The 14,076-nt window shown below is 51.5% G+C and carries 11 protein-coding genes; 1 reads left to right on the top strand and 10 read right to left on the bottom strand.

Annotated elements, in window-relative coordinates; translation table 11 throughout:
* Nucleotides 1–48: 48 nt before the first annotated feature.
* The 8 genes from VMW30_09090 to VMW30_09055 form a co-directional block, all read right to left on the bottom strand.
* Nucleotides 49–693 carry a VOC family protein gene (locus VMW30_09090; protein HUW88506.1) on the bottom strand — a complete coding sequence of 215 codons (645 nt, stop codon included), beginning with the start codon at nucleotides 691–693 and terminating at the stop codon, nucleotides 49–51.
* 58 nt (nucleotides 694–751) lie between these two features.
* Nucleotides 752–2,263 (bottom strand): alpha/beta hydrolase, encoded by a 1,512-nt coding sequence (locus tag VMW30_09085; GenBank protein HUW88505.1) that lies wholly within the window; start codon nucleotides 2,261–2,263, stop codon nucleotides 752–754.
* A 20-nt stretch (nucleotides 2,264–2,283) separates the two neighbouring features.
* Nucleotides 2,284–3,444, bottom strand: coding sequence for a DNA polymerase III subunit delta' (locus tag VMW30_09080; GenBank protein HUW88504.1), 1,161 nt, complete (start codon nucleotides 3,442–3,444; stop codon nucleotides 2,284–2,286).
* A gap of 1 nt (nucleotide 3,445) precedes the next feature.
* Nucleotides 3,446–5,521, bottom strand: a complete 2,076-nt coding sequence (gene tmk / locus VMW30_09075) for a dTMP kinase (protein HUW88503.1) — start codon at nucleotides 5,519–5,521, stop codon at nucleotides 3,446–3,448.
* A gap of 93 nt (nucleotides 5,522–5,614) precedes the next feature.
* On the bottom strand, nucleotides 5,615–5,962 hold the full coding sequence (locus tag VMW30_09070) for a HEPN domain-containing protein (protein ID HUW88502.1): 348 nt from the start codon (nucleotides 5,960–5,962) through the stop codon (nucleotides 5,615–5,617).
* 32 nt (nucleotides 5,963–5,994) lie between these two features.
* Nucleotides 5,995–6,585 (bottom strand): ArsR family transcriptional regulator, encoded by a 591-nt coding sequence (locus VMW30_09065; protein ID HUW88501.1) that lies wholly within the window; start codon nucleotides 6,583–6,585, stop codon nucleotides 5,995–5,997.
* A 22-nt stretch (nucleotides 6,586–6,607) separates the two neighbouring features.
* Complete coding sequence (gene topA, locus VMW30_09060; protein ID HUW88500.1) at nucleotides 6,608–9,373, bottom strand: type I DNA topoisomerase; 2,766 nt, start codon at nucleotides 9,371–9,373, stop codon at nucleotides 6,608–6,610.
* A gap of 52 nt (nucleotides 9,374–9,425) precedes the next feature.
* Nucleotides 9,426–11,702, bottom strand: a complete 2,277-nt coding sequence (locus VMW30_09055) for a sodium-translocating pyrophosphatase (GenBank protein ID HUW88499.1) — start codon at nucleotides 11,700–11,702, stop codon at nucleotides 9,426–9,428.
* Between the two features lie 176 nt (nucleotides 11,703–11,878).
* Here VMW30_09055 and VMW30_09050 point away from each other — a divergent pair, with 176 nt between their 5' ends.
* A complete protein-coding gene (locus tag VMW30_09050) occupies nucleotides 11,879–12,517 on the top strand; it encodes a DedA family protein (protein HUW88498.1) in 639 nt (212 codons plus the stop codon).
* A gap of 26 nt (nucleotides 12,518–12,543) precedes the next feature.
* On the opposite strand, the gene VMW30_09045 is transcribed toward VMW30_09050, so the two are convergent.
* Both VMW30_09045 and pyrE read right to left on the bottom strand, forming a co-directional pair.
* On the bottom strand, nucleotides 12,544–13,503 hold the full coding sequence (locus tag VMW30_09045; protein ID HUW88497.1) for an aldo/keto reductase: 960 nt from the start codon (nucleotides 13,501–13,503) through the stop codon (nucleotides 12,544–12,546).
* Between the two features lie 2 nt (nucleotides 13,504–13,505).
* Nucleotides 13,506–14,039, bottom strand: coding sequence for an orotate phosphoribosyltransferase (pyrE, locus tag VMW30_09040; protein HUW88496.1), 534 nt, complete (start codon nucleotides 14,037–14,039; stop codon nucleotides 13,506–13,508).
* Nucleotides 14,040–14,076: the final 37 nt, after the last annotated feature.

The following is a 14,076-nucleotide window of genomic DNA, read 5'->3' as shown; positions in this document are numbered from 1 at the left end:
CTTGACTAATTCCTAATTTCCACCTCAAGACAAGGAGGCCTGGTGAAACTAATCTATGCGGATTACTCCACCAAGAGTTTCGAGGTGCACGGCAATAATTCCATTGTTGCCATCTGAGTCAGAAGGTTCGCTCCACATAACTTCAATGTCACCAATCGCATGAGCCAGATCGGTTCCGAGGTAATTAGTAATCGTCTGCTCGTCCCCTGCAATTTCAATTTGAGTAATCTTTGCGTGTGCTTTCCCATCAGCAGAGGGATGCTCCTCGGAGAGCCAATGGATAAAGAAGGGAAGTTGAGAATCTTCGAGCGTGTCTAGCACGCCAATCTGCTTCCAACGAAGATCTGTTCCATCTGGCTTTCTGCGGTGCCCTTCAACCGCTGGACGGCCAAGCCGATTTTCAACCTGTGCTAAATCGTCAACAGAAACAACCCATGTCAACCATCCGCCACCTTCACTTGCGCGCTTTGATACCGCTTTCCCAAATGGTGATGCGTCGGATGCTGGGTGATCGAGGGGGCACACGACTTCTATGTAATGGCCATTGGATAAGGGCAGTGTGAAGTTGCGCGTACCAAAACGCGGATGCACTCCTCCATCGACGAAAGCTGTTCCAAGTCGAGAGCCGAGGCGTTGTACGGTGTCGGCGAGTTGGTCATGGGAAGTCACATAGGAAACATGGTCTAGGCGCATAAGTAATATCCTGCCCTATAAAAAGGGGTGCTAATTACCATCGATGGCCCATCCAAGGTCAAGCGGGCGATTTGCATGTCAGGTCAGAGGTTGGCAAAATGCCCGTCAGGAAGTACTGGTTCACCGCGGAATCTACACAACTAGAACCGTGCCCGTACCCCGTATGCCCGTCTGCCTCGAATGTGATGAGAAGTGAGTTCCGAATTGTCTTATGTAACTCTTGTGCCCAAACATAAGGAGTCGCCGGGTCGCGCGTAGTTCCAATAATAATGACTGGCGTCGTAGATACCTCTTTCATCACACTTCGCGTCGGTGCAGTGAAGAACTGACACGAAAGTCCACTGTAAGCCAGATACGGTCCAAACACTGGGGCTACTTGAGAAAACTTCTGAGCCAATCCCTTTATTGATGCAGTCGATTTCGGACCGCGCCAGTCAAGGCAGTCAATTACGAAAGCTGCATCCGTTTCATTATTCATATACGTGCCATCACTTCGTCGCTGCGAATAGTCATCGGCCAGAGAGAGAAGTGTGGTTCCATCTCCCTTCATTGCTTGCGCCAATCCAACTCGAAGTTGCGGCCAACCAGTTGAACTGTCATAAAGCGCAGATGCGGTGCCAAGAACAATAAGCGACTCGGTCACAGCACGACCACTCTCACTTGTGAGAGGCGATCGCGCGCTCTTCGCAAAGAGCGCGATGATCTGCGCTCGACCATTCTCCATGGGTTGCGCCAGAGAGCAGTCTGTTTTGGAATAACAATCGGATACAAAAGCATTCAGTGCTGTATCAAACCCAATTGCTTGAGTCAGATTCTGATCCTCACTATCCACATTGGGGCTCACTGCGCCATCAAGAACCATCCGGCCGACTTTTTTTGGAAAGAGTTCTGCATACAGTGTTCCCAGATAGGTGCCATAGCTAACGCCTAAGAAATTCAATTTCTTCTCTTTGAGGGAAGCGCGAAGTATGTCCATATCTCGAGCCGAATCGCGCGTACTGTAGTGCAGGACATTCTTTGTCCGTGACTTGCATTTCTCCGCGTAGACGCGCACTTCTTCAATTAGAGTAATCAATTCCTTTGCGTTATCTGGCTTACTGTCTGCCGCATAACTCTCATCAGTTTCACGATCCGTCAGACACCTAATCGGGGAGCTCTCTCCGATTCCGCGTGGATCAAATCCAACTATGTCGTATCTCTGCAATATATTGGCGTTAAATATATATTCAGCGTTATAGGCATACTCAACCCCAGATGCGCCTGGACCGCCAGGATTTAGGACCAGAGAGCCAATCCGATTCTTCTGTTCGATTGCCGCATGCCTTAAAACACGTAGTTTGAATCTACCCAGGGCGAGATTTTCGTAATCAATAGGCACTTGCAAGTAAGAACAGTCAAAATTGTCATAACAAGAAGACCAATCCAATGACTGTCTTTCATACTGGGCTAGCGATGTTGGAAGGTCCTCAATTTTCGGCGCTGAGAAAGTTCCCATAAATACAAAAACCACGACAACAAGGATGGATATGTTCCGTTTTCTCTTAGAAATCCGCGGACCAGGACGTTTCATATCTCAGTGCGCCCCGATAACTACTGCGCTAAGGCGCACATGAGCGCCTCAATAGTTAGCAAGGGAGCAGCGTTGTAACTCAAACTCGTCCGTGCCTGCATAATTGCGTCTAATTTTTCTAGGATTCTTTCGGGTTGTGATCTCTGCGCCATCACCAATATTTTTTCTTCGAGTTCCTTATTAAGTAAGGAAAGCGCTGAAGTTGTTGAAAAGGATTGGACCATCATGACGTCGCGATACAAAGTAGCCAGATCAAGTAATGCGCCATCGAGCGAATCCCGCACCATACGAGTCGCTCGTGATTTCTGTTCCTTCTCTAATTCCTTAAGTGCCCTTGCTCCACCCGTCGCCATGCCACGTCCAGTCGCACCTTGTCCCCACGCTTGGCCAAGATCGTGTGACTCCTTTTCAGAGCGAGCCTCCGATTGAGAGTTCGCCTCCTGGGTTACAAGTTCGACAAGTGTCGCGGCGGCGGCGAAGGCAGCGGAGAGAGATGTCAGAGTGAACGGTAAATTCATAATGGTATTTCTACGCGAGCGGATACTTTCGTCATTTGCTAAATGACGTGCGCGCCCTATGTGGCCCTGGCTTACGCGTGCGGCAAATTCAGCCATCCCCGGTGAAATACCGTCGCGTCGTATGAGTACTTCTGAGACATCCTGCGTCGAAGGGGTATGCAACTGAAGATGACGGGTGCGGGAGCGAATCGTTGGAAGAACATCAAAGAGAGTGGGTGCGCAGAGCAACCAGACCGTACGCGCACCAGGCTCCTCAATTGCCTTAAGAAGGGCATTTGCAGCCGATTCGGTAAGCCGGTCAGCATCTTCCATCACCACAACGCGCCAACCGCCCAGGCTGGGCGCCCAGGCCACGCGTTGGAGGAGCTCCCTGATTTCATCGACTTTGATAGAGAGTCCTTCGGTCCTTACGATTTCCACGTCAGCATGACCACCTGCCTGGGCAGAGCGGCAGTCAATGCAGGTTCCACACCCTTCTTCGGGACAGATAAGTGCTGCGGCAAATGCAATGGCTGCGCTGGATCGTCCACTTCCGGGTGGACCGGTAAAGAGCCAAGCGTGTGTCATCTCCTGTGACTCTTCCCCATTTCGAGATGCCTTAACTGCATCTTGTAGGGCAAGAACGATGTGTGACTGTCCTACCAACTCCGCAAAGACGGACACCCTATTTCACTCTCGGCTTACGTTTAAGTCCTGCCGGAATCCGAATTGGTCTCTCTTTCTTGGGAACCTTGCTCAACGCAGGCAACTCTGCAACGCGAGTAATAATGGAGTGCTCGATATCCGCAAGGCTCATCTGCGCATCTACCACCAAATAGCGTTCGGGATCCAAAAGTGCCAACTGTAAATATTCCTGCCTAATTCGCTCGTGAAAGGCTAAGGGTTCGACTTCCAGCCGATCCTTCTTTTTCAGACGGCTCAATCCAACATCTGCCGGAAGATCCAGAACCACCGTAAGGGTTGGGAAAAGGGATTCGGTTGCCCAACGCGATATACGTGCAACTTCCCCGGGCTCCAAAATCCGACCCGCGCCCTGGTAGGCGATAGAAGAATCAAAGTATCTATCAGTGATTACTATCTGTCCCGCCTCCAGTGCGGGACGGATCACCGAATGAACATGGTGCGCCCGATCGGCTGCGTAGAGCAGCGCCTCAGCACGGGGGGAAATATCTCCTGTTTCATGGGAGAGCAGTATTTCTCTCAGAGCCTTGCCAAGTTCGGTACCGCCGGGTTCGCGAGTGAGAAGGACGTCATGGCCCTGCCCCTCTAACCATTTCTTTAACAACTTCACCTGGGTAGATTTTCCCGAACCTTCTCCGCCTTCAAAGGCAATGAAGACGCCCTTGGTTGAAGCACCAGTAATGGACCCTAGTTCACCTTTCAGCGCATTTGAGATATCGCTCCAGATCGAGACATTGGGGCGGTCCTTCATCTGTCGATACGAGACCATGCCAATAATTGAGGCAATTACGCCGGCAATTAGTATCGTTATGGCCGCTCCGTTGTAACTAATCTGCGTGTTTTGAAATTTGAAATTATGCTGACCCACTGCAGCGGCAATGAGTGGCGAAATTGCCAGGACAGCTACGAGAGTCACGCGTATGAGTGATTGCATAAACGCAAAGGTGCGTCCGCGTACATCGTCGGCAACTTCCATTCCTAGCATGGTGAATCCGGTAACCCAGCAAACTCCAGAGAAAGACCCAAGGACTATGACGATAAATACCGCCAAAACCAAGTTAGGGATAATCGCAAGGAGAACAAGGAAGAACCCGGCAATCGCTAATGAAGCGCCAAAGAGCCGGCGTCTTGAAAACTGCGCAAAGACTTTTGGACCAAATGCAATGCCCACTGCGAGCCCCGTGAAGACTGCTCCAAAGAGAACACCGTATGCCGCGTCACCTCCACCAAGATCTCCTACAAATGTCCGAGCAAGACCGATGACAGCACCCGCCGCGACGAATGCGCCGACCATCCCAACAATGAGTCCGCGCACAATTTTAGAAGTACTGACGAAGCGCCAGCCCTCCAGGAGGGACTTGGCTACTCCAACTTCACTAGCATTCTTCGATGCTGCACCCTTTGGTATTTCATGCAGACCCCAGACGGTCCACGCACCAAAGAGAAAACTTACTGCATTAATGTAAAGAGCAAGATCAACTGAATTGCTCTCAATGAATGGAAGAGCATTTGCAAGCACGCCATTAACCAGGGCTAAAAGAGAAAATAGGACTGCCGCAATCGGAGCGCTTCCGTATGCTGCAAGCAGTGAGACTTGGTTGGCACTTTCCAATTTCTCTTTTGGCACTAAATTGGGAACGCTCGCCTCCTTTGCTGGCGACCAGAAAAGCGTTACACACTCAACCGAAATGGTGGCGATGTAGAGCCAGAGGTAATTGCCGATAATTGGAATCGAAATATAGAAACCAGCGCGAATTATGTCGCACATGATCATCAATCTGCGTCGATCAAATCGATCAGCAATCACTCCGGCAAGTGGCCCCAAGAAAACCGAAGGGACAAGTCGGGCGATGAATACACCAGCGATCGCAAAGTTGGCCTTGGCATAATCCCCACCGGAGAGTTGTTGAGCCATCGCGGTTGTAGCCAAGAGGCCTAGCCAGTCTCCCAGGGAGGAGAAAGCCATGGAGTTCCAGAGTTTGCGGAAGGCCGGGATAGCCATGACGCCACGGGTCTGATCCGGCGCGAGAGCTGCTGGGGTTGGGAGTGAACGTGCCACGGGGTAAGGGTAGTCGGAATGGTCAAAAGAATAAGTCCGTTCGTCCTCCCCAGGACCCGACATATCTACCTGAATCTGGCGCCGTGCAGCACCTCAGAACGGAGGAAGTTCTCCTATGAGCATTTCGGCAAGTTTGACGATTTCTTCTGCCTTTTCTAGGTCCTCACGAATATCCACTTCCGTGACGTCCCGATCTCTCCTTTGCGGATATTCCGCAACTCTTCTCGTGCGTCGCATTCGATTGAATGGACTGATGACCCTTCCCAAGGGTGGCTGTAATTGTGCGATTAGAGATTCAAACACAACAATATGCCCACCCTGAGTAGTTGGTCGCAGACCTTGTATTTCTAAAAGTGCAACCAAAGATTTCCGTGCTGCATCGTAAAGCAGGGTGTAGGCACCCTCGAGATCATCATCTTGGCCCTGATTCCATTTCTTCACCCAACCACTTTCGCATACTGCTCTGACTTTTCTTAAGGCCTGTGGATCTCGACCAAGGGATTTGCTAGTAGCGTGGCTAGGAAAGAACTTGCGCCCTTCGATTTACTGACCGCATCCTGCCAAGCACTCGTAGAGACCCGTTGAATGTCCACATCTCTTAGAAGTGCAGATCTTGCACGCAACGACGCGGAGTCAAGTTCGTCTAGGTCGGGCGAGCCAACAACGAGAACATCAATATCGTTAGGCACTTTCCCAGTTCTGCCGCTATACCGGGCGGCCCAAGAGCCATAGATGTAAGCCCGGTCAATTCCCTTGATATGCGCAAGTTCTTTTGTCAACACCGGCAGAGGGCCGTAGGTGACCGCGAGTAGATCGAAGAGGGGCTTAGCCAGAACAGAAGTCTGGAGGGCCCGTATTTTCCGGCTCTGGCCGTCTCGTCGATCAGCGATCAACCCAGCCTCGTAAAGCCTCGTTACTTCATGATGGACACCCGGGGCAGATACGCCGATTTGCCGAGCAGCTTCGGCAATAGTGAATTCCATCTCCGGGTTAAAAAATAGCAAAGCTAAGAGGTCGCCCTGGGTTTGCGAACGTAAAATGGGCAAGAGCACGGAATGTTTCATAACTCTTACTATACCGTAAGAGTTATGAAGTACTTTTTGCCTTTGCCTTGCCCGTAGCCGCCTTCTTTGCGACTCGCTTTGCTGCAGACTTCTTTACAGTGTTCTTCGTCAAAGTAGGAGCACTTGATTTGGCGGCTCTCGATGATTTGGGTGATTTGGACGATTTGGCGGCGCTCTTCTTGGAAGTCACTTTTTTGCGGCCCTTCTTGGGAGACGGCCCATTCTCAGCTTCCCACGCGCGGCGCCCAGCCAACAGTTCGAGTCCTCGCTCTAAGGTCAATCCTTCTAGAGTGTCACCACGACGTAGCGTCGCGTTTGTTTCTCCATCGGTCACATACATGCCAAATCGACCATCTTTGACAATGACCGGTTTCTGAGTCGTCGGGTCCACGCCCAATTCCTTCAGAGGCGGCTTCGCAACTCCTCGTCGTCGAATTTTCGGTTCTTTGTAGATTGCGATCGCTTCATCCAGAGAGAGTGAGAAAAGTTGATCTTCACTTGTGAGAGTGCGCGAATCAGCACCGCGCTTTAAGTAAGGACCATAACGCCCGTTCTGAACGGTTATCTCCTCGCCGGTTTCAGAATCTGTTCCGAGGGTGCGCGGCAGCGAGAGCAACTTCATGGCATCTTCAAATGTGATCGTGTCCAAAGTCATGGTTGAAAGCAATGAGGCAGTTTTTGCCTTATCGCCCTTTTTTTTGGCCTCTGGCAATACTTCTGAAACGTAGGGACCAAAACGTCCGGACTTAGCAATCACTTCAAGTCCCGTAGCTGGATCAACTCCTAGTTCGCGCTCGCCGGATGGCTGCGCCAGAATTTCCTTCGCTACTTCCAGGGTTAATTCATCCGGTGCCATCGTCTCTGGAATATTGGCAAGCTTGCGATCTTCGCCCTCGCCTTGCTGGAGATAGGCGCCGTATCTTCCGACGCGGATCTGAATATCATCACCTAGACGCATCGTGTTTACTTCGCGCGCGTCAATTGCACCAAGATCGGCTGACAATTCATTTAATCCTGGCTGTCCATCGTGACCGTAAAAGAAATCTCGGAGCCAATCCACGCGCTCTGCTTCGCCAGCGGCAATCTTGTCGAGGTCTTCTTCCATGCTGGCCGTGAATTCGTAATCCACTAATTTTGCAAAATGCTGCTCGAGCAAACCCGTCACCGAGAAGGCAAGGAAGGTGGGAACGAGTGCCCGACCGCGCTTGTATACGTAGCCCCGATCCTGAATTGTTTGAATAATGGATGCAAATGTAGATGGGCGACCAATCCCGAGTTCTTCCAATTTCTTGACAAGAGTTGGCTCGGTGTATCGGGCGGGAGGCTTTGTGTCATGGCCTTCGCAGCTATATTCCGCCACTTTTATCGCCTGGCCGACGCTCATCGCAGGTAGTCGGCGGTCTACATTTTCTTCATCGCTCTTCTCGTCAGTCGCATCATCATAAGCCGCTAAGAATCCATGAAAAGTAATGACCGAACCATTTGCTCTAAATAGAGTCTGCTTCCCATCATTTGTTGGTGCATCGAAATCCACCCGCATCTGCATCTTCTTGGCATCGGCCATCTGCGAGGCAACAGTACGTTTCCAAATCAAATCATAAAGTGCAAATTCATCGCGTGAAAGTTCGGGAGCCAATTCTCCAGGGGTGCGAAAACTATCTCCGGCAGGGCGGATAGCTTCGTGCGCTTCCTGTGCGTTCTTGGTCTTGCTGGCATAGACGCGCGGAGCATCCGAAAGATGATCGGCTCCGTAAAGCGCTTTTGCGGCGTTACGTGCGGCAGTGATCGCCTGCGCGGAAAGATTTACCGAATCCGTACGCATATAAGTGATGTACCCGTTTTCGTAAAGACGTTGGGCAATGCGCATTGTGATCTGCGCGCCCCAGCCCAAACGTCCACCGGCATCTTGCTGCAGCGTCGAGGTTGTGAAAGGTGGTTTGGGGCGTTCGGTGCGCGGCGACTCTTCAATAGATCTAACAGTGAGCGGGGAAATCTTTAGAGAATCGACCAACTCTCTTGCGCTAGATTCATTGAGAAGAAGAATGTTGGCGAGTGATTTCTCTTTAACTGCTCCATCAGCACCGAAGTCACTTGTCGCAGCGACTTTCTTACCCTCAACACTGATCAGTCTGGCGTTAAATCCGAGGTCGCACTTCGCGGCCACATCCCACCACGACGATGAAATGAAGGCCATCCGTTCGCGTTCCTTTTCAACGATAAGTCGAGTCGCCACGGACTGCACTCGTCCAGCAGAAATGCGTGGCATGACTTTCTTCCAGAGCACCGGAGAAAGGCGATATCCAAAGAGTCGATCAAGTACGCGCCGGGTTTCCTGCGCATCGATCAGGTGGTAATCCAGATCGCGAGTTTCGTTTATCGCTTTCTGAATCGCCTCCTTTGTGATTTCGTTAAAGACCATCCGTTTGATTGGAATCTTCGGTTGTAGCACTTCGACCAAGTGCCAGGCGATTGCCTCGCCCTCTCGGTCCTCGTCAGTTGCCAGGATCAACTCATCGACATCCTTCATTAACGCCTTTAATTCGGCCACTTTGGCCTTCTTATCTGGGTTAATTACATATAAAGGGGCGAAATCCTCCTCAATATTGACGCCTTCTTTTGCCCACGCGATCCCCTTGTACTCCTTGGGGATGTCGGCGGCACGCTGGGGCAGATCGCGAATATGACCGACGCTAGCCTCGACGATGTACTCATCGCCGAGGTAGCCGCCAATCTTGCGCGCTTTAGCTGGGGATTCAACAATCACCAACTTTTTCAGATCCTTTGCCATAACCGCCTTAGGTATGTGCTCTTAGGTATTTCAAGGTACGAAACCGTACCCTTTAATACTCAATCATTGTCGATTTGCGACGGTTATGAATAAGTGCGCCAACAATGACCGCAAAGGCGAAGAGGCCAATTGCTGTACTCGTTGCGGTGTGACCACCTAGTGACATGCTGACGATCGCTGGGGTAATCAAGAGACCAACAAGGTTCATGACCTTGATCAACGGGTTGATTGCCGGACCCGCGGTGTCTTTGAACGGATCTCCGACAGTGTCTCCGATGATTGTTGCCGCATGTGCTTCTGAACCCTTGCCGCCGTAATGGCCATCTTCAACCATCTTCTTTGCGTTATCCCACGCGCCACCAGAGTTGGCGAGGAATACTGCCATCAGGGTTCCGGTTCCGATTGCACCAGCTAGGTATGCGCCAAGTGATCCGACGCCGAGACCAAAGCCGACAGCAATAGGTGCCATAACTGCAAGAAGTCCTGGGGTGGCAAGTTCGCGCAGTGAGTCACGAGTACAGATATCAACAACACGACCGTATTCAGGCTTCTCGGTGCCTTCCATAATGCCGGGGTGCTCGATGAACTGCTTGCGGACCTCTACAACAACCGCGCCAGCCGCGCGCGATACAGCATTGATTGCCAGACCAGAGAAGAGGAACACAACCGCTGCTCCGATGATCAGTCCTACCAGGTTGCGCGGGTTAGCAACATCAAGTACCCCTTGGAATTGAAGGGCAAGATTTGCCGCATTCTCACCTGCTGCCTCAACTGCACTCTTGATCGCATCGGTAAATGCTCCAAAGAGTGCGGTCGCTGCAAGTACCGCGGTTGCGATTGCGATTCCCTTGGTGATTGCCTTGGTGGTGTTACCAACTGCATCCAGGGATGTAAGGATCAACGAACCTTCGCCCTCAACGTCACCCGACATTTCAGCAATGCCTTGGGCGTTATCTGAAATGGGACCAAAGGTATCCATGGCCACAATTACACCCACAGTTGTGAGCAAACCAGTACCCGCGAGCGCAATAGCGAGAAGTGAAAGAACGATACTTCCACCGCCGAGTAAGAAAGCTCCAAATACTGCCGACGCGATCAAAATAGCTGAATAAACCGCGGATTCGAAACCTACGGAGATACCTGACAGGAGCACTGTCGCAGCGCCTGTTTGCGAGGACGCGGCAACATCATTGACGGGGCGCCTGCCAACTGAGGTGAAGAAGCCAGTGAGTACTTGAATTGATGCAGCAAGAACGATGCCGATTAGGACTGCGCCGAATGCAAGAATTCGTGGGTTGATACTTCCAGCATCTGTGACTGCAGTTGCAGATAGGCCAGTGAGAAGACTGAAATCACTCGGAAGATAAATGAATGTTGCAAGTCCAGTCAGGATGGCGCTAATAACTGCTGACATAAAGAATGACCGGTTGATCGAATCCATTGCAGACTTGTCGGTGCTTCGCATACGAGTCAAGAAGATTCCGATAACCGCGGTGACGGTTCCGATTGCAGGAACAATCAGTGGGTAGATCAGACCCGAATCACCGAAGCCAGCCTTGCCGAGAATGAGTGCAGCGACGAGTGTCACGGCATAAGACTCGAAGAGGTCTGCCGCCATACCAGCACAGTCACCGACGTTATCTCCAACGTTATCTGCGATTGTCGCGGCGTTACGTGGATCATCTTCTGGAATGTTCTTTTCAACTTTACCGACGAGGTCGGCTCCAACGTCTGCTGCCTTAGTGAAGATACCGCCACCAACCCGCATGAACATGGCAACCATTGCCGCACCAAATCCGAATCCTTCAAGTACAGCTGGCGCATTCTCGCGATAAATGATTACAACGAGCGAAGCGCCGACAAGTCCGAGACCGACAGTGGTCATACCCACAACTCCACCGGTACGGAAAGCAATTCGAACTGCCTTCTCTGCTGATCTTTGCCGAGCAGCTTCTGCCACGCGAACATTCGCCCGTACAGCCAGCCACATTCCGTTGTAACCCACGAGCGCGCTAAATACCGCACCCATTAAGAAGAAGATCGAGCGGCCAATGCGGATGTCTCCAGTACCGGGAAGGGCAAAGAGAAGAAGGAATACGATTCCCACAAAATAAGAAAGTGTTCTAAATTGACGTGTGAGATATGCGGCGGCGCCCTCTTGAACAGCGGCGGCAATTTCGCGCATTTTTTCGGTGCCTTCATCGGCGGCAAGTACTTGGGCGCGCAATGCCCAGGCAATTGCGAGTGCGCCGAGCGAGATTGCTAGGACGATATAGACATATGTGAGGTTTGTTCCTGTGACATGTACGAGAGAGCTGGCAGCTCGCATTTCTCCTCCATTGGAGATCGGGACCCCCTCTTGGGGCAAAGATGAGCAGAGTGTACGCATAGGGCCCGCCTTAACCCCAAATTGAGCGTTCTGTACCTATCTATTTGGGTCTATTGGGGTCTATCGGGACACACTCGCGTTTTGATTCTGGCCCTATGGGGTTAGGGTTGCGACCTATGAACCTCCTGGACGCTAAATCCATCATTGTCGATCTGGGACTGCTTGGAATCCTGGGGGCCCTTTTTGCCGAGACCGGCCTGCTGATTGGGCTCATCCTGCCGGGAGACTCCCTCCTTTTTGTCGCCGGGCTAGCTGCCTCCGGTTCGGCAGCCGCCCTGCTGGGTGGCACCCACCTCTCCGTCCTCGGGCTCTTCATCGGAGCCCCGCTTGCGACAATCCTCGGCTCGCAGTTGGGGCACTACATCGGCCATCGCTTTGGACGTCCACTCTTTGACCGCCCAGATGGACGATTCTTCAATCACTCCCGGGTAGTCGCTACTGAAAAATGGCTCAAGAAGTACGGACCGGGTCGGGCAATTGTTCTCGCCCGATATGTACCCTTCGTGCGCACCCTGATAAATCCGCTCTGCGGAATCGTGCGCGTACCAGCTTCAAAATTCTTACTCTGGAATGTCATCGGAGGAATTATCTGGGCCGATGGAATCGCTCTGCTCGGCTACCTGCTTGGAGAAAAACTTAAAGGGTCGATTGACTCCTACCTACTTCCGATAATCGGAGTGATCATCCTGCTTAGTCTGCTCCCACTTGGGCTCGAAATAATTCGTGAAATACGAACAAGGCGACACCTGAGTTAATTTAGTTCCGTTTTTATTTTGGAAATTTAGTATCTAAAAGGCGGTTGATCCAATAACTCATCATCGACTGGAACGCTTTCTGGCAAACTCGAGTTCAAATACTTCATCTCATCTGCGGTCAGTGAAATGCCAACTCCTTCCAGATCATCAAGCAGCGAGGAAACGCGAGTGGTTCCGGGAATTGGGATCATAGTTGGCGAGAGATGCAGCAGCCAGGCAATTGTCATTGCAAATGCCGAGACTCCTTTCTTCTGACCCAAATCGCCAAAAGCTGCAAAATCTCCCTCGCCGAGTTGCCGGGCATTTCTAATTCCACCAAGTGGGGACCAAGGAAGATATGCAATCCCATACTCTTCGCAAATCTCTATAACTTCAGCCGCATGGCGATATCTCGGGCTATATTCATTTTGAACAGAGACGAGACCGCCTTGCGCCGGCGTTCCACCCATCTTTATCGCGCGACGAAGTTGTGCGGCATTGTAATTGCTCACCCCAATTCTTTCCACGAGTCCACGTGCTTGAAGCTCGAGGACATTCTCAAATTGGTCTTCAAAAATCATCGTAGGATCCAGGCGGTGGTGCTGCCAGAGTTGGATTTTTTCGACTTCTAACCGCGTCGTCGAATCTTCGACGGCACGAAGTAAGTAATCAAGGGATGAAGACCTACCCCAACTCTCACCGGGCCCGCGAGTGATGCCGCCTTTTGTGGCGATAACAACCTTCGCCTTTTGAAAAGGCGACCCGTTCCAGGATTGGAAAGCCGCTCCAACAAGGCTTTCGTTATGGCCGAAAGTATCCCAACTCGGCGCGTAAATATCCGCGGTATCAAGCAATGTCACCCCTGCGTCCAACGCCGCATGAATAACTCCAAAAGCTCTTTCGCTCTCATGCAGTATTGGTGCATTAGTGGTGGACATTCCCGAGAGTTGCATACAGCCAAGCCCCAGCGCCGAAACTTTCCACGGGCCGATCGTGCGAGTAGTCATTTCTATAGCCCTAAATCTCCGAGTGAAAATGCAGCGCGATATTCCAATCCTGCATCCAGAATTGCCTGCTCGGCTCCACGTTCAACGATCACTGCCACTCCAACAACTATTGCGCCCGCTTCGCGAAGTGCTTCGACCGCAGTCAACACAGAACCACCTGTTGTGGAAGTGTCCTCGACCGCAACCACTCGTCGACCCTTGACATCTGGTCCTTCAATTCTTCTTTGCAATCCGTGCTGCTTCTCCGCTTTGCGAACAACAAACGAATCAATCAGACGACCGCGTTGTGCGGCGACGTGCATTATTGCCGCTGCGACGGGATCCGCGCCTAAGGTGAGCCCACCAACTGCATCGAACTCCCAACCCTCTAACAGATCGAGCATCACGTCACCAACGAGTGGCGCAGCCACTGCGTCCAGAGTCACGCGGCGCAAGTCAACGTAATAATCCGCCTCAATGCCTGAAGACAAAATTACTTTTCCGTGGACGACGGCCTTTTTATTTATCTCTTCTTTTAGAGCTTCGCGTGAATTCATAATGAAATCCTACCGAGTGGTCGGGCTCTTTCTAATC

This window comes from Candidatus Paceibacterota bacterium (assembly GCA_035530615.1).
Lineage (GTDB): Bacteria > Actinomycetota > Actinomycetes > Nanopelagicales > Nanopelagicaceae > QYPT01.
This window is presented reverse-complemented; position numbering and strand designations above follow the sequence as displayed.